General features: G+C 56.0%; 12 protein-coding genes. 6 read left to right on the top strand and 6 right to left on the bottom strand.

All coding sequences use genetic code 11. The features are described 5' to 3' along the window. Positions 1–104 precede the first annotated feature (104 nt). Together malP and malQ are read left to right on the top strand one after the other, a co-directional pair. Positions 105–2,507, top strand: coding sequence for a maltodextrin phosphorylase (gene malP / locus C1N64_RS12895; RefSeq protein ID WP_185199433.1), 2,403 nt, complete (start codon positions 105–107; stop codon positions 2,505–2,507). 5 nt (positions 2,508–2,512) lie between these two features. After that, positions 2,513–4,567: a 4-alpha-glucanotransferase gene (gene malQ / locus C1N64_RS12890; RefSeq protein ID WP_394514856.1), complete on the top strand. Its 2,055-nt coding sequence runs from the start codon at positions 2,513–2,515 to the stop codon at positions 4,565–4,567. A gap of 560 nt (positions 4,568–5,127) precedes the next feature. On the opposite strand, the gene malM is transcribed toward malQ, so the two are convergent. The 3 genes from malM to malK all read right to left on the bottom strand — a co-directional run bounded on the left by malM (position 5,128) and on the right by malK (position 8,596). Beyond that, positions 5,128–6,048, bottom strand: a complete 921-nt coding sequence (gene malM / locus C1N64_RS12885; RefSeq protein WP_039340339.1) for a maltose operon protein MalM — start codon at positions 6,046–6,048, stop codon at positions 5,128–5,130. Between the two features lie 96 nt (positions 6,049–6,144). Then, positions 6,145–7,446, bottom strand: a complete 1,302-nt coding sequence (locus tag C1N64_RS12880) for a maltoporin (protein ID WP_039340341.1) — start codon at positions 7,444–7,446, stop codon at positions 6,145–6,147. A gap of 16 nt (positions 7,447–7,462) precedes the next feature. Continuing rightward, positions 7,463–8,596 carry a maltose/maltodextrin ABC transporter ATP-binding protein MalK gene (gene malK, locus C1N64_RS12875; protein ID WP_394514855.1) on the bottom strand — a complete coding sequence of 378 codons (1,134 nt, stop codon included), beginning with the start codon at positions 8,594–8,596 and terminating at the stop codon, positions 7,463–7,465. 365 nt (positions 8,597–8,961) lie between these two features. On the opposite strand from malK, the gene malE reads away from it, so the two are divergent. From malE to malG, 3 genes are read left to right on the top strand one after another with little or no spacing between them, the layout of a single operon-like run. Beyond that, positions 8,962–10,146 (top strand): maltose/maltodextrin ABC transporter substrate-binding protein MalE, encoded by a 1,185-nt coding sequence (gene malE / locus C1N64_RS12870; protein WP_375124048.1) that lies wholly within the window; start codon positions 8,962–8,964, stop codon positions 10,144–10,146. Positions 10,147–10,204: 58 nt separating this feature from the next. Then, the gene (malF, locus tag C1N64_RS12865) at positions 10,205–11,743 is read left to right on the top strand and encodes a maltose ABC transporter permease MalF (RefSeq protein ID WP_375124047.1); all 1,539 of its coding nucleotides are present in this window, start codon (positions 10,205–10,207) and stop codon (positions 11,741–11,743) included. A gap of 9 nt (positions 11,744–11,752) precedes the next feature. Continuing rightward, positions 11,753–12,643, top strand: a complete 891-nt coding sequence (malG, locus tag C1N64_RS12860; RefSeq protein ID WP_033741654.1) for a maltose ABC transporter permease MalG — start codon at positions 11,753–11,755, stop codon at positions 12,641–12,643. 55 nt (positions 12,644–12,698) lie between these two features. Here the strand turns inward: malG and C1N64_RS12855 are convergent, their stop codons facing one another. The 3 genes from C1N64_RS12855 to C1N64_RS12845 form a co-directional block, all read right to left on the bottom strand. Then, the gene (locus C1N64_RS12855; protein WP_058708182.1) at positions 12,699–13,259 is read right to left on the bottom strand and encodes an RNA polymerase sigma factor; all 561 of its coding nucleotides are present in this window, start codon (positions 13,257–13,259) and stop codon (positions 12,699–12,701) included. Positions 13,260–13,264: 5 nt separating this feature from the next. Continuing rightward, complete coding sequence (locus C1N64_RS12850) at positions 13,265–13,684, bottom strand: hypothetical protein (protein ID WP_033741652.1); 420 nt, start codon at positions 13,682–13,684, stop codon at positions 13,265–13,267. Positions 13,685–13,895: 211 nt separating this feature from the next. Further along, complete coding sequence (locus C1N64_RS12845; RefSeq protein ID WP_394514854.1) at positions 13,896–15,509, bottom strand: alkaline phosphatase; 1,614 nt, start codon at positions 15,507–15,509, stop codon at positions 13,896–13,898. Positions 15,510–16,092: 583 nt separating this feature from the next. Between C1N64_RS12845 and C1N64_RS12840 the strand changes: the two genes are divergently transcribed. Further along, positions 16,093–16,404, top strand: coding sequence for a YdgH/BhsA/McbA family protein (locus tag C1N64_RS12840; protein ID WP_033741649.1), 312 nt, complete (start codon positions 16,093–16,095; stop codon positions 16,402–16,404). The last annotated feature ends 236 nt before the right edge of the window (positions 16,405–16,640 follow it).

Raw genomic sequence — 16,640 nt, 5'->3', positions numbered from 1 at the left:
TGCGGCTCCGCCTGCGCGAAATTCTGCCGGGAGGAGGCGCGCGCCGGAACGCAAAAGCACACTGTGGGTTATTCCCTTTTCTCCTTAAAACAGGATTTTCGGCTATGACACAGCATCCCTTTGATCAATCGCTTTTTAACGCTGCGCTGGCGCGCCAGTGGCAACAGTTTGGCCTGCAAGAGGCACACGAGATGACGCCGCATCAGTGGTGGCACGCACTGAGTGGTGCGCTGGCTGAAATGCTGCGCGCGCTCCCTGCCCGGCCCGCTTCCGGCGATCAACGCCATGTCAATTATCTGTCGATGGAGTTTCTGACCGGACGACTGACCGGCAATAACCTCCTCAACCTGGGCTGGTATAACGCTGTCGCTGCCGCCTTATCGCAATGGGATGTGTCACTCAGTGACGTACTGGAAAACGAGCGCGATCCGGCGCTGGGTAATGGCGGCTTAGGGCGTCTGGCAGCCTGCTTTCTGGACGCGATGGCCACTGTCGGTCAGCCCGCTACCGGCTATGGCCTGAATTACCAGTACGGTCTGTTTCGTCAGCGTTTTGTCGACGGCGCGCAGGATGAACAACCCGACGACTGGCAGCGCGAGCGTTATCCCTGGTTTACGTACAATGCCCGGCGGGATGTCCAGGTGGGCTTAGGCGGCAGAGTCAGCAACGAAAACGGCACAATCCGCTGGCAGCCCGCGTTTTACCTCAAGGGCGAAGCCTGGGATCTGCCGGTTGTGGGCTTTGAAAACGGGGTGACGCAGCCGTTGCGGCTGTGGCAGGCCACACATGCGCAGCCATTTGACCTGCAAACCTTCAACAACGGGGCGTTTATGCGGGCTGAAAAACAGGGCATGGATGCGGCGAAGCTGACGAAAGTCCTTTACCCTAACGACCATCATCAGGCCGGCAAAAAACTCCGCCTGATGCAGCAGTATTTTCAGTGCGCCTGTTCGCTGGCTGATATCCTTCGCCGCCACCTGCAGGCGGGCCGTTCGCTCGACAGCCTGGCCGATTACGAAGTGATTCAGCTAAACGACACGCATCCCACGCTGGCGATCCCCGAACTGATGCGGCTGCTGATCGATGAGTACCAATTCAGCTGGGACAGCGCCTGGACCCTCACCCAGCGCACATTTGCCTATACCAACCATACTTTGTTGCCTGAAGCGCTGGAGTGCTGGGATACCGGCATCGTCCGCGCCCTGCTGCCGCGCCATATGCTGATCATCCACCGCCTCAATGCCCAGCTAAAGGCAGAAGTGGATGCACGCTGGCCGGGCGATGACGCGGTCTGGGCCCGACTGGCTATCGTACATCATAAGCAACTCCGCATGGCTAACCTGTGTGTAATGAGTTGCTTTGCCGTAAACGGCGTCGCCGCGCTGCACTCCCGACTCGTCAAAGAGGAGCTGTTCCCGGAATACGTCGCACTATGGCCTGATAAGTTTCATAACGTCACTAACGGCATTACGCCACGCCGCTGGATCAACCAGTGTAATCCCCGCCTTGCCCGCCTGATAAGCCACACGCTGAAGCGGCCGTGGATCAACGATCTGGACGCGCTCGCCTCTCTGGAAAACTGGGTGGATGACGCCGGTTTTTGTGCCGACTATCAGCAGATCAAGCAGCAAAACAAGCAGGATTTGGCCGCGTGGATTGCTGAGCGGACCGACATTGTCGTTAATCCCGCGGCGATGTTCGATGTGCAAATCAAGCGACTGCATGAATACAAACGGCAGCATCTGACGCTGTTGCATATCATTGCCCTCTGGCAGATGCTGTGTCGCGATCCACAGGCGAACCTGTGTCCGCGCGTGGTGATCTTCGGGGCCAAAGCGGCACCCGGTTATGCGCTGGCCAAAAACATCATTTACGCCATTAATCAGGTTGCTGAGGTCATAAATCACGACCCGCGCGTGGCCGATCGCCTGAAAGTGGTGTTTATTCCGGACTATAACGTTTCTGTTGCTGAACGACTGATCCCTGCCGCGGACCTGTCAGAGCAGATATCAACGGCGGGCAAAGAAGCGTCCGGCACCGGCAATATGAAGCTGGCCCTGAACGGCGCGCTTACGATAGGTACGCTCGATGGTGCCAACGTCGAAATTGCCGAACAGGTCGGTGAAGACAATATCTTTATCTTTGGCCACACCGTGGAGCAGGTGCAGGCGCTGAAGGCCGGGCATTACGATCCTGTTCTGTGGCGCACCAACGACGTCCAACTCGACCAGGCCTTACAAGCGCTGGAAAACGGCACCTTTAGCGCGGGCGATACGCACGCGTTTGACCTGCTGTTAAACAGTCTCGGTCCTGAGAACGGCGATCCCTGGCGGGTGCTGGCTGACTTCCGTCACTATCTGAATGCTCAGCAACGTGCCGAAGCCTTATGGGCCGATAAGCAGGCGTGGACGCGCGCAGCCATCCTGAATACCGCGCGCTGCGGAATGTTCAGCGCGGACCGTGCGATTCGCCATTACCAGCAGCGCATCTGGCAGCGTAAAGGATAATTACAATGACGCCTTTTCACCCTCTTCAGGAGACGGGCCGCATAGCAACGGAATATGTGGATGCGCATGGAACGGTGCAGACGGTTTCTGCCCTCACGCGTCAGCGTTTGCTGACGGCGATGGCGCGCGAGTCGGCCCCATCCACACCATTGCCCCCCGTATGGGTTATCCCGCAGGGTAAACCGATAGTGTTAACGCCTGTGCTGACCGGTCCCATGCGCTGGCAGTTAACAAGCGAATACGGGCAGCACTGGTCGGGGCAATGTGAGCCGGATAAACCGTTGTGCTTACCGGAACTGCCTGATGGCTACCATCAATTGCGCCTGACGCAAGGCATGCAACGGGTTATCTGCCAGATAATTGTGACGCCGTCACGTTGCTATGCGCCGGAGGCGTTGCTTAAGGGGCGCAGGCGCTGGGGAACCTGTGTGCAGCTCTATTCGTTGCGCTCAGCGGGCAACTGGGGCATGGGCGATTTTGCCGATCTGCGGCAACTGGTGAACGAGACCGGTCAGCGAGGCGGCGCCTTTATCGGTCTGAATCCGTTACATGCGCTGTTCCCCGCGCTGCCCGATCAGGCCAGTCCTTACAGTCCCTCTTCCCGGCGCTGGCTGAATGTGTTGTATATTAGCGTGCCCGATGTGGCTGATTTTACGCTGAGCGCCGCCGCACAGGCCTGGTGGCTCGCGGCAGAAACGCAGGACGTTCTCCAGCGCGCCCGCGCGGCACAATGGGTGGATTATCCCGCTGTCGCGTCGCTCAAGCTCACCGCACTGCGGTTTGCATGGGCGCAGTTTTTGCAGCGTGATAACGAGGACAGTGAGGTTGTCGTATTCGAGGCGTTTGTCCTTCAGGGTGGTGAAAGCCTGCTGCATCAGGGCATTTTCGATGCCTTACAGGCCTGGTTTGTGGGTCAGGATCCAACCTGTCACGGCTGGGATACCTGGCCCGCTGCGTATCAACAGCCGGACAGCGCCGCCGTGCACGCCTTTCGCATCGAACACGGCGATGAGATCCGTTTTTATCAGTGGTTACAATGGCTTGCCGCCCGACAGTTTGCGGCCTGCTGGCAGGACAGCCAGCGGCTACAGATGACGCTGGGGCTTTATCGGGATCTCGCCGTCGGCGTGGCCGCTAATGGGGCTGAAACCTGGAGCCAGCGTGCCTTGTATTGCCTGGCGGCCAGCGTGGGCGCGCCGCCGGATATTCTCGGACCGCTTGGCCAGAACTGGGGATTACCGCCGCTGCATCCCGGGGAATTGTATGACCGGGCATACGAACCCTGGATAACCCTGCTGCGTGCGAATATGCGTGACTGTGGCGCACTACGTATTGACCATGTGATGGCGTTACTGCGTCTGTGGTGGATTCCGGCGGGTGAAACGGCAGCGGAAGGTGCCTATGTGACCTATCCTGTCGACGATTTGCTGGCCATTCTGGCGCTGGAAAGCCAGCGTCACCGCTGCATGGTGATCGGAGAAGATCTGGGTACAGTACCGGATACCATCGTGGCGAAACTGCGTGATGCCGGCGTTTACTCCTACAAAGTGCTCTACTTTGAACGAACCGCTGAACGCGCCTTTCGTCCGCCTGCCGCATGGCCTGCGCAGGCCATGGCGGTAGCCACCACCCATGATATGCCAACGCTGCGCGGCTGGTGGCAACACGACGATCTGACGCTCGGCAGCCAGTTGGGACTCTATCCTGACAACGCGGTGCTGGCCGGGCTCCATCGCCAGCGCAGGACAGCCCGCGCGGCGCTGTTGCAGAGCCTGCAGCGCCAGGGTTATCTGAAGAACGGCGCACTGGTGCAGGCCAACAGCCCGCGCATGAGTCTGGTGTTGAATACCGCGCTTCATTACTATCTGGCTGACTGCAACAGCGCCCTGCTGGGCTTGCAGCCCGAAGACTGGCTGGATATGGCTTCTCCGGTCAATGTACCCGGCACGGTGGAGACCTATCCGAACTGGCGACGTAAGCTCAGCCTGCCGCTGGAGGCGATGTTTGCCGATGCGCGGATTAACGGGCTGCTGGCGACCATGACGCAGAAGCGCGGATAAGAAAATAATGCGGTCCATATCAACCAAAATACAATGCCGATATGGACTGTTAAATGAATTTGGGTGTTGGCTACGCTTCATATGTCATTTCTGTGGCCGGGTTCAATTTACCTTTGGACCGAAACTTGCACACTGGCAAAGATATTAATCAGATTTATTAATATATTGAGAGGGTGCGATGATCGGTTGCTGTGCGTGTTGCGGTCTTGCTTTAAACAGGGGGCTTCCCAAAGTCAAAAACAACGTTGAATATAAAAGTTGCCCGAAATGCTCTGTGACACACGGAAGGCAGCATATTTACTTTCAGACGGCTAATCACTTTGGAACCACACCCGCGCGTGAAACGATAAATAATCCTCAAAGTCTTCAAAGTTATTGTGAAAGTTGCAGGCCCGCCTCAGAAAAAGACAACCCATCGAGAGTATTTCAGCATGGCTTAACATGTCATCATTTCGAATAGTCGTTCAATTTTCCGGCCGACATTCGTATTTACTTCTCTGACTGACAAAAAAAGGTGCGCCTCAGCGCACCAGGTGGAGCAAATCAGCACTGTGGAGTGATTACTCCTTGCCTTTAACACTGCTGATAAATGTTTTTCGTGCGGAAGGTGAACCGAGCCGCTCTGCTTCGTCGAGCAGTTTAAGCGCTTTATCAATATTGCCCTGGGCCACTGCCTGCCTGATGCTCTGGTTAAAATAGCTTTCGGTATCGGTGACAAGGGGCTGCGATTTTGTGTCAGGCGCAGCAGTGGGTTGCGCGGCCTGCACGGCAGGTTGTGTTTGTCCGACCGTCACGGGCGTTGAACGGGAAGCGCCAAACAGCGGCCCGACCAGTATCGAGGAGGCGGAACTGGTGCTGACGTTGATTTTTAGCCTGCCCGAGAGGCTATGGCGGGCAACGGGATCGGGAATATCCGGCACCGCGTGGCCGGTTCCCCTGGCATAGGCTTTTGCCGGATCCAACAGCGTAGTGGTTTGTGTCAGATCCTTTTCTGTGGTGAACACTAACAGATAGATTTTCTGCTGCCCCGGCACGGGCGTCAGTTTCATTACGCCTTCAAGCCGGTCAGCGGCCATTACGCCGGGTTGCTGATAGGTAAACCAGCGGCTCGGAAACCAGGCGGCCGGACGGAGATGTTCATCCAGGACAAGCACATTGGGGGCAAATACCTGGTTATTCTGCACCTCGCTGCTCAGGGTAATGGTCAGTTCTCCCAGCGTCGCAGGCAGGCTGTAAGCCGCGACCGGGCCCGTCATCCCCGGGACATTCCATCGTGAATGGCTGCCATCAAGCACTGTCACCTGAGCGCGTGAAGTATCCAGCGGCTGCCAGGTCAGGCTTTGCAGACTGGTTTGTGAAAAGTGTGGTGCGGCAGAGACATCCTGCGGCATCAGATTGATTTCGGCGCGGACTGTAGCGCTGTGCCCTGCCAGCAGCATTGCGCTCAGGCTCAGCGCTAATCCGACTTTATGCATTTTCATTGTGAACCTCGCATAACCGGCAGCGGCACCGCCAGGCAATAGCAGCCGCTACCAGAAAAAAAGAATGCGGTTAGAGAACGTTAACCGGGGATCGCCTTACCACCAGATTTCCATCTGGGCGCCAAAGGTCCACTCGTCATTGTTGCCACGACTGTTGGTGAACAGGCCGTTGCCACTGCTGTCACGTGCGGCCAGCGTAGTGAGATCGCCCGCCGCATCTTTGCTGTAGCCCCACTTCTCGTCCCATTTGGCATAGGTCGCAAACAGACGCAGCGCCGGGCGCGACCAGATGCTGTCACCTGCCTGCCATTGCTGGGCAAGCGTGATTTTGTACTGGCCATTGCGCTCGCCGACCTCCTGAGACTTCACGTTGTCATAGCCGACTTCCAGCAGGGTGCTCATGATCGGTGTCCATTTGTACATTGGCCGCACGCCCACGGTGTACCACTCGTTGCCCCGGTTGTTATCGAGGTCGGTGTTCTGGTACATCGCGACGTACATCATGTCCCAGCGCTCTGCCAGCGAGATCGCGCCGTGATCCAGGATCCGGTACAGCCGGCCGTTGTTATTGATATTGCTGCCCTGCGCTAACCCTTTGCCCTGTGACGTCAGCGCGTCCGTGGCGTACTGGAGCACAAACTTGTTGTAGCCCTTCAGCATGCTCTGGGTATGTTCTGCGGTGAACAGCCAGCCATCTTTTGAGGCGCCCTCGTCCAGGCGATAACCGTCACGGGCATTGGCACGACCATAGTCCACGCCCAGTTCAAGCACGCCATTGGGGTTGGTTTCCAGTCCGGCCAGCCGCACGTCAAAGACATCGTCAGCTGTGCTGGTGGCGTAATTGCGGATTCGATCGCTGGAGAAGGTATACGAACCGCCCGCTTCTGAGGAACGGGTTGCCGCAAAAGAAAGCTTTCCAAATCCCAGATCGACATCTTCCAGGCCCGCCCCCGGCCCCGAAATATCCCAGTAGTAGAAGTCGATCATGTGTACATCGTGGCGTTGATAAAAACGCTTACCGGCCCAGATCGTAGAACCCGGCAGCGCATCAATCAGGTTCTTGCCTTTGACATTGGCCTCACGAAACGCCGGTGAGGTGGATTCCCAGTCATTTTGCTGAGAAACCGAGTACGCCACGTTGGTGTCAAAATAGAAGCTCTTATCGCCCTCTTTCCACACTTCCTGACCCAGCTTCAGTTCCGCGTAGGTTTCGCATTCGTTGCCGAGGCGGTATTTACTTTGTGCACCGGTTGCCTGAAAGCATTGCTGCTCGCCGCCGCTACCGGTCCAGCCGATGCCGGAGCGCGCATAACCGGAAAAATCCACCGCCATAAGCGGCGCAGACAGCGTGCCTGTCGCCACGGCCACGGCGAGGGAAAGCTTGCGCAGAGTTAACATTTTCGATCTCCTGAGGTTATTGCTTTTTGTATTTGGCGGGCTCAACACCGGGTTCCTGATGCAGCCTGCGGCACGCGCTTCCGTCCTCGCGGAACAGGTGACAACGCTCGGGCGGCAAGCCAATACCCATCATGGTGCCCTCTTTTACCAACACCACGTCCTCCTGGCGGTACACCAGGTTTTGACGGATGGCGGGGATTTGGATGTGGATCTGCGTTTCATGTCCCAGTTGCTCGACAACCTGGACTTCACCTTCCAGCGTAACGTCGGCGATCTCGCTGGAGAGAAGGTGTTCGGGACGGATGCCCAGAGACATGTTGCTGCCGACCTGCACACCGGTGCTGTCGACCGGCAGCCATACAAATTGGTTATTGGGCAGGCGCACCTGCACCTGCTCAATGGCGGTCGCCGTGACCTTGACGGGCAGAAAGTTCATTTTGGGCGAGCCGATAAACCCTGCGACAAAGCGGTTGGCCGGATAGTGATACAGCTCCAGCGGTCGGCCAACCTGTGCGACGCGTCCGGCGTCCAGCACGACGATCTTATCGGCCAGCGTCATCGCTTCGATTTGATCGTGGGTGACATAAATCATCGTGCGTCCGAGGCGCTTATGCAGACGGGCGATCTCGATGCGCATCTGCACCCGCAGCGCGGCATCCAGATTAGAGAGCGGTTCATCCAGCAAAAAGACGCGCGGCTCTGCCACCAGAGTGCGGCCAATGGCCACACGTTGACGTTGCCCGCCGGAGAGCGCTTTGGGGCGGCGGTCAAGCAGATGTGCCAGTTGCAGCACTTCGGCGACCTGCGTCACGCGCTGTTCAATGTCCGCTTTCTTCACGCCCGCAAGCTTCAGGCCGAAAGACATGTTTTCAGCGACAGAGAGATGGGGATAAAGCGCATAGGACTGAAACACCATCCCGATCCCGCGTTCAGCGGGTGGGACATCATTCATTCGCCGATCGCCGATCAACAATTCTCCACTGGTGATGGTTTCCAGCCCGGCGATCATGCGTAAGAGTGTGGATTTGCCGCACCCCGACGGCCCGACAAAGACCACGAACTCCCCTTCAGCCATCTCCAGGTTAATGTTCTTCGACACCACCGTGTCGCCCCAGGCTTTGGTGACATTGCGTAATACGACGCTTGCCATAGTGCTTTCCTCTCACTCACGAATGCGGCCTGCACGGCAGCGGAAAATTCTGGCGTTTACTATGCGCAGAGCCTTACCCCGTCACATCCTCCGCAAACGCGCTTTTGCTGGGGGAGGAGCCGGGAGGAGGAGAACATGGCGACCTTGACGGACTGCGTGCCATCGCGCCGTTTTTTGTGATGGATAACGCAGTCTGGTGGGGGCCATTGTGTGAGCTGTACCGTGATAACGCGCTTATTTTGCTACGGCGATCACGGCCCGGCTGGCGCAGGCGTAGACCGCAGGAGGATGAGAAGCCCGACAGAACACCCACAATGTGGCGCAGGCAACAGATGTGTTTCCGCTAACAGGATGGAGTGTTAAAGATGAAAACCGGCGCAAAGATTTTGGCTCTGTCAGCCCTTGCGGCTGTGCTGTTCTCGGCCTCAGCCATGGCAAAAATTGAAGAAGGCAAACTGGTCATCTGGATCAACGGTGACAAAGGCTATAACGGCCTGGCCGAGGTGGGGAAAAAGTTTGAGCAGGAAACCGGTATCCACGTCACCGTCGAACATCCGGATAAGATGGAAGAAAAATTCCCCCAGGTTGCCGCAACGGGTGATGGCCCGGATATTATTTTCTGGGCGCACGATCGCTTTGGCGGCTATGCCCAGTCGGGTTTATTAGCCGAAGTCACGCCGGACGCGACCTTTCAGCAAACGATCTTCCCCTTCACCTGGGATGCGGTTCGCTACAATGGCAAATTGATCGGCTATCCGGTCTCGGTGGAATCACTGTCGCTGATTTATAACAAAGATCTGTTGCCAACGCCGCCGAAAACATGGGAAGAGATGGCCGCGCTGGATAAGCAACTGCGCGCAAAAGGCAAAAGCGCCATCATGTTTAATCTGCAGGAACCCTATTTCACCTGGCCTCTGCTGGCCTCCGGTGGCGCTTATGCCTATCAAGGAAACGCGGGCCATTACGATGTCAACAACACGGGCGTCGACAGTGCCGGGGCGAAAGCCGGTTTGCAGTTTCTGGTCGATCAGGTCAAGGCAAAGGTCCTGAATGCGGATACCGACTATTCCATTGCTGAAGCCGCCTTTAATAAAGGCCAGACGGCCATGACGATTAACGGCCCCTGGGCCTGGAGCAATATTGATAAAAGCGGTATTCACTACGGCGTTGCGGCATTGCCGACGTTAAACGGTAAACCGTCTAAACCTTTCGTTGGCGTGCTGAGCGCCGGCATCAATGCGGCCAGCCCCAATAAAGAGCTGGCAAAAGAATTTCTGGAAAACTACCTGCTGACGGATGCGGGTCTGGAAACCGTCAACAAAGACAAACCCCTGGGCGCGGTGGCGCTGAAGTCTTTCCAGCAAAAACTGGAAAAAGACACCCGTATCGCCGCTACCATGAACAATGCGCAAAACGGCGAGATTATGCCCAATATTCCGCAGATGGCGGCCTTCTGGTACGCCATGCGCACCGCCACGCTTAACGCCCTCAGCGGTCGGCAAACCGTCGATGCCGCGCTGAAGGATGCGCAGTCACGTCTGAATAAATAAACCTTATAAAGCGGGCCGGTAAAACGGGTCCGCCTCTTGCCGTTGAGGAAATCGGGTCATGTCAGAAAAACCGCAAGCGGGACGGCATCGTGCGTTGTTGAAAGGTCTGGTGGTGGGCATGTGCTGCCTGCTGGTCGGCTACCTGTTAGTGCTGATGTACGCCCAGGGGGAATACCTGTTCGCCCTGCTCACGCTGGTGATCAGCGGACTGGGGATCGGGATTTACAGCCAGCGCCGGGCTTACGCCTGGCGCTATGTTTATCCGGGCCTGGCCGGAATGACACTGTTTGTGTTGTTTCCCCTGGCCTGCACGGTGGGCATTGCTTTCACCAACTACAGCAGCACCCATCAGCTGAGTCAGGAACGGGCGGAGCAGGTCTTACTCAGCCGACACTATCAGGACGGCGCAGGTCTGAATTTTTCGCTGTTTGCGATAAACGATCGCTGGCAGCTGGTCCTGACGAACAGCGCAGATAATCAGTCTTGGATTTCCTCGCCCTTTTCCTTTGCGGCGGTCGGAAACCTGAAGATGGTCAGTGGGCCGATTCCAGAAGAAACGCGCGCGTCGCTCCGTGTCATTACGACGCATCGCCAGGCCCTGGGGAAGATCCGCGCTGAAATGCCGGATGGTCGTGAACTGGTGATGAGTTCGCTGCGTCAGTTTTCCGGCACACGTCCGCTGTATCAGGTGGTGGATCGTGACACGCTGAAAAATCAGCAAAGCGGCCTTCGCTATCGGGCAAACCCGGAAACGGGGTTCTACCAGGCGATCACTGCGCAGGGGCAATGGGGAAATGAACAGTTAAGTCCCGGCTTCACCGTAAGCGCGGGCTGGAAAAACTTTGTGCGGGTGTTTACCGATGAGGGGATTCAAAAGCCCTTCCTGGCGATTTTCGGCTGGACGATGATCTTTTCCTTACTGACGGTGGTGTTGACGGTCGCTGTCGGCATGGTGCTGGCCTGTCTGGTGCAATGGGAGGCGCTGAAAGGCAAAGCGATTTATCGCGTCCTGCTGATTCTGCCATATGCCGTGCCCGCGTTTATCTCCATCCTGATTTTCAAAGGGCTGTTTAATCAGAGCTTCGGCGAAATCAATGTGCTGCTCAGTACGCTGTTTGGGATCAAACCGGCATGGTTTAGCGATCCCACGCTGGCCCGCACGATGTTGATCATTGTGAATACCTGGCTGGGTTACCCCTACATGATGATCCTGTGCATGGGACTGCTGAAAGCGATCCCAGAGGATTTGTATGAAGCCTCTGCGATGGACGGTGCGGGCCCGCTGCAAAATTTCTTTTTAATTACGGTGCCGCTGCTGCTGAAGCCGTTAACGCCGCTGATGATTGCCAGTTTTGCCTTTAACTTTAATAACTTTGTACTGGTTCAGTTGCTGACCAATGGCGCACCTGACCGACTCGGCACGACCACACCGGCCGGTTACACCGACCTGCTGGTGAACTACACATGGCGCATCGCGTTTGAAGGCGGCGGCGGGCAGGATTTTGGTCTGGCGGCCGCGATTGCGACGCTGATTTTCCTGTTGGTTGGCGCTCTGGCGGTGCTGAATCTGAAAGCTGTGCGAATGAAATTTGATTAAGGAGACGTTATGGCTATGGTGCAACCCAAATCGCAACGGTTGCGTCTGCTTCTGACGCATCTGCTGCTGCTGACGTTTATCGCGGCAATCGTCTTTCCGCTGCTGATGGTCGTGGCCATCTCGCTGCGCGCCGGTAACTTTGCCACCGGCAGCCTGATCCCCGATCAGATCTCCTGGGAGCACTGGCGGCTGGCGCTGGGGTTCAGCGTCCAGCACGCCGACGGTTCCGTTACGCCGCCGCCCTTTCCGGTGCTGTTGTGGCTCTGGAACTCCGTGAAAATTGCCGCGATCAGCGCACTGGGCATTGTGGCGCTGTCGACCACCTGCGCCTATGCCTTTGCCCGTATGCGCTTTAAAGGCCGCGCCAGCCTGTTGAAAGGCATGCTGATTTTTCAGATGTTCCCGGCGGTACTGTCCCTGGTGGCGCTCTATGCCCTGTTTGATCGCATCGGACAATACGTGCCGTTTATCGGCCTGAATACTCACGGCGGTGTGATTTTCGCCTATCTGGGCGGTATTGCGCTGCATGTCTGGACGATTAAGGGCTATTTCGAAACGATTGACCGATCGCTGGAGGAGGCCGCTGCCCTTGACGGTGCCACGCCGTGGCAGGCATTTCGTCTGGTGCTGCTGCCGCTGTCCGTGCCCATTTTAGCCGTCGTGTTTATTCTGGCTTTTATTGCCGCCGTGACGGAAGTGCCGGTAGCGTCTTTACTGCTGCGCGACGTGAACAGCTATACGCTGGCAGTCGGGATGCAGCAGTACCTCAATCCGCAAAATTATCTGTGGGGGGATTTTGCTGCCGCTGCCGTGCTCTCTGCCATTCCGATTACCCTGGTGTTTTTGCTGGCGCAACGCTGGCTGGTTAATGGCCTGACCGCCGGTGGCGTTAAAGGCTGACAGCTTCATCATTTGCCACTGCTGTGTTCGTGTTGGCGGCCACTGGCCGCCTTTTTTAGTTGTCGTCTGTCAGATCGTCATAAACGGCACGCAGGCGCATACGCAGATACAGCACGGCTTTGTGCTTGCGCGACAACAGAGTCTGAACGCTTACGCCGGTGGCGTGAGACAGTGCTTTGTAACTTATGCCCTGCAGTTCTGTTTTATCGAACACCTCAAACTGCGCTGGCGGCAGTTCAGACAGTGCCGCTTCCAGGGCTTCCCAAAGCAGCCCCCTGAGATAATCGTCTTCGGGCGTTTGCGGCGTGCCAAACAGGGTTTCCGCCAGTTCGACGTCTACCGCCTCCTCCTCCTCATCCTGCTCATAAGAAAAAAGCGGCAGTTCTCGTTTCTTACGCGCCCGGTCGGTCATTTCATTACGCGCCGCCCGAAACAACCACGCCGAGATATTCTCTACAGGTTGTTCTACCCCGATCAGCTGACAGGTCACTTCCTGCAAAATATCCTCAGCCTCATCGCGAACGGCGATGCGACCCCGGATAAAAGCGTGGAGTTTTGTTTTGCAGCGTTCAAGCGCTTTTACCAGTGATGCGGCTTGTAATGCGCTGGCCTTCATCGTCATTACTCTGTCCGGGTGTCAGAGTGAGTGTCCGCAGACGGTGGCTGCTCTTCCCGGCATCTGTCCCGACGGTGGTGAGCACGATGGCCGAACCCTTCACGCCGTTGCTTCATAAATTCATCCCGTTCTTCCGGTGTCATCTGCATCCAGCGCTCATGCATGCGCCGCCGCGCCTTGCCAAACATCCCCGGTCTGATGCCCAGGCCGCCAAACAGAATCCGGCACAGCAGCAGCAGTCCGGCGGCCTGCCAGAAACCAATTGTTTTAACGCCTGTAATGGCAGGCAGTATGGCATTCCATAGTGTCATGACCAGCAGACACAGCACGACAATTAACACGCCCCCGACAATGAACGCCTTTGGCAGGCGGTGCCTGCCCATGCCGCGAGAAGGGTGAAACGGGTGATTATCGACATTTCTCATAGTTGTATGACCTCAGCAGTGATTAACATGATGAGGTAGACGAATGAGCCCGCAAAATATTGCTGGCTCGTTAAAAAAAATTTGTTGAGTGTGAAAGGTGGCGGTCAGTTCTGGCATAAAACCGCGCTGCCGATCAGCACAGGCCGACCGGCAACGGGCAAGAGGTTAAAACCACGGGACAGAAAATCCCGCTCATGGTGACAACGTCACATCATGATTTACTTACTTGGTCAGGCGTCACTTTTTCGACCGCCCTGCCTTCAAGCACCGCCTTCACAACGGTAAAAACGTCGGTGTTATCAATATAGTCGCCCTGGTTGTAGCCTACATGCTTAGCATAGCCCGCATCGATGCCACGCACGCGCTCCGCAAAGGCATCGGCCCCAACGCCTTTTGCCCACAGCGGCACAAGCGCGTTGGAATGGTTGCCGGTTGGACGGAATGAGATGCCGGGCATCATGCCTTTCCCTTTATTAATGACGGCCTGGAAAGGGATGTTCTGCGCATCGGGTCCCATTGGCATGCCGTTGTCGTGATCGGTCGTCACGATCAATAGCGTCTCGTTCCAGTTACTGTTTTTCTCTACCCATTCAATCACGGAGGCCACAGCGTTGTTGAAGTCTGCACTTTCTTCAATCAGGCGACCATATTCCACGCCGACGCAGTTAGGGTTGTAGGAATTCCCCCAGTCGCCTTTTTCGCTACAGGCATTGCTGGTATGCGCGGACCAGTCAGTCGCACCGCCTTCGACCATCATAAAAAAGCCGTCGGGGTTTTTACTCAGGTGCTGAATGGCTCCCCGGGTCATCGTATTCAGGGTCGGTACCGTGGCAATAAACGCATCCCCGGACGGATTCGCCGCATTTTTACCAACAATGGCGGCCTGACGGCCCTGCTGCAACGTGCCGTTGGGGGCAACGTTCGGCGATCCCAGTAACGGGCCGCTATGAACCAGCGCGCCACTGGCGAGGCGGGCAAACGCCTCAGTACTGCGCACCACTTTCCACGGCTGACCACCCGCAGGGGCCAGCTTGCCAGCATTGAGCAATGTCCAGTCAGCTTCAGACAGGTAACGGTGCGCATCTTCTCCGCACCCCACGGTGGTTTCGTTTGAAGCCAGATGCTGACAGTCGGTGCCGTTGGCGTTAAAGCCCGGCAAACCGGTTCCCATAATCAGATCCAGTTTCCCTGACGTCAGCATTTGTTTCGCAATCGCGTGATAATCGTTACGCGACGCGTTTTGTGCGCCAAAGGCGGCGGGCGTGGCGTGAGAGAATGGCACGCTGGTGACGACGCCTGTCGCTTTGCCCATGGCTTTCGCCGTTAGTGTGACAAAATCAACCGGTTGTCCGTTGTTATCGACGTTGATGGCATTGTTATAGGTTTTAATTCCTGACGCCAGCGCTGTGCCGGCGGCGGCGCTGTCCGTTGGATTCACCGCCAGATAGTCGTAACCCCTGAACGGCAGATCCTTATTATCTGTTCGGGTTGTATCCCAGGCTTTCTGCGGATCGTAATTAACCAGAGAGGCATTATTGTGCGTGGCTTTTTTTGAGGCATTCAGGGGATAGGTTGTCATGGCATATTTTGCCGGAAACGCGGCATACGGCGTACTTTCACGGCTGCCATACTGCCAGTAGGCTGTTGCATCCCAGGTGCCCCAGCCTGCCCCGTCATTAATCATGATAATCACATTTTTGGCTTTCACTTCTGCCGCCAGCACGGCGGAGCTGGCGGTCATACCGCCCATTGCCAGCATAAGCAGACTGAGTTTACCCAGAGAAAACGCGGCAGCGGTACGGTAAAGACGTGGTTTGCGTGACATAAAACTCTCCCTATCATTGCGGCAAGCCCCTGACAGACAAGCCAGGTTTCAACCCATGTCAAACAATGTCTGTTTGTAACATTGATGGCTGCGCAGTATTACGGCGACGTGTGACAGTTTTATGAAGAAAATCCCCCTCTGTTTCCCCCCTGTCTGACCATCGCTTGCGGCGTAACGGATAAAAAGCTTTTATATCAATGCATTGAGGCATCACTTTAAAAAACCTGCTGCAGAAAGCGTGCTGTGTAAAGCTCTGTAAGTGAGCACACGGATGACCCAACGTTAATGCCAGGGCGTGCCGACTTTGTTTGTTAATTTGACGTTGGGATTTTGTGTCTTAATTTCACAACCTGTAAGCAGACACAAAAATCCTGCCAAATTTCAGCTCAAGTGTGGCGGAAGCTTTCATAAGCCTCTGATTAGCAAGAAAAGCCAAATTCATTTACTTGAAAAGGTATTTGATAACTTCTGCCGACAGTATTTAACACGGCAATAAAACGTAAGCACATAGCAAACCCGTAACGATCACTGTCGCGTCGTTTGCCCGTGATAGCGATACATTCCGATATTCAGGAGCATTAAAATGAAAGCACTTGTTCAGGATCTTTTGTCTATCTTCTCTCCTCAGACAGTCAGCCCTGTGTTTATCCGTAGCGGCTTATCTCAGGAAGAAAAAAATGCCATCACCCCGATGGGCGTAACGACGGTGACCTGGGCGACCTCAATGCAGGAAGTGACTGATGCGCTGCTGCGCAAAGCCACCGAGGCCGGTGCTGTGGGTTACCACATTACCCAGGTTGATTCTCACAAACCCGGTAATGACCAGCAGCATATTCTGGAAGCGACCGCGACCCTGTATGCGCTGGATGAGAAGGCATTGCAGAGAGCACACTAGTGACATCTCCATCTTCGCAACGCGTTTTTAGCCCTTCCGAACCCTGCTGATTATCCGGATGATAACAGCAGGGTTTTTTGATCCTTTTCCTGCTGCCAACGCCGGCATAGTCTGCATTTTTAAACATTTCTCCGGTGTCTCATCGTGCGGTGTAAATCAGAAACTTAACTGTATGATGTAACTAATATCAGTTAAGGGATAAATTGTTTTGCCGCCTGTCGCCCCTGTTTTGCATT

The organism is Pantoea sp. SGAir0215, from assembly GCF_043543215.1.
Note: the sequence above shows the minus strand (reverse complement) of the source record. Positions and strands in the feature narration are given on the sequence as shown.

Coding starts and splice junctions, on each gene's coding strand:
- malP (WP_185199433.1), top strand. CDS start 105: ATGACACAGCATCCCTTTGATCAATCGCTTTTTAACGCTGCGCTGGCG.
- malQ (WP_394514856.1), top strand. CDS start 2,513: ATGACGCCTTTTCACCCTCTTCAGGAGACGGGCCGCATAGCAACGGAA.
- malM (WP_039340339.1), bottom strand. CDS start 6,048: ATGAAAATGCATAAAGTCGGATTAGCGCTGAGCCTGAGCGCAATGCTG.
- C1N64_RS12880 (WP_039340341.1), bottom strand. CDS start 7,446: ATGTTAACTCTGCGCAAGCTTTCCCTCGCCGTGGCCGTGGCGACAGGC.
- malK (WP_394514855.1), bottom strand. CDS start 8,596: ATGGCAAGCGTCGTATTACGCAATGTCACCAAAGCCTGGGGCGACACG.
- malE (WP_375124048.1), top strand. CDS start 8,962: ATGAAAACCGGCGCAAAGATTTTGGCTCTGTCAGCCCTTGCGGCTGTG.
- malF (WP_375124047.1), top strand. CDS start 10,205: ATGTCAGAAAAACCGCAAGCGGGACGGCATCGTGCGTTGTTGAAAGGT.
- malG (WP_033741654.1), top strand. CDS start 11,753: ATGGCTATGGTGCAACCCAAATCGCAACGGTTGCGTCTGCTTCTGACG.
- C1N64_RS12855 (WP_058708182.1), bottom strand. CDS start 13,259: ATGAAGGCCAGCGCATTACAAGCCGCATCACTGGTAAAAGCGCTTGAA.
- C1N64_RS12850 (WP_033741652.1), bottom strand. CDS start 13,684: ATGAGAAATGTCGATAATCACCCGTTTCACCCTTCTCGCGGCATGGGC.
- C1N64_RS12845 (WP_394514854.1), bottom strand. CDS start 15,509: ATGTCACGCAAACCACGTCTTTACCGTACCGCTGCCGCGTTTTCTCTG.
- C1N64_RS12840 (WP_033741649.1), top strand. CDS start 16,093: ATGAAAGCACTTGTTCAGGATCTTTTGTCTATCTTCTCTCCTCAGACA.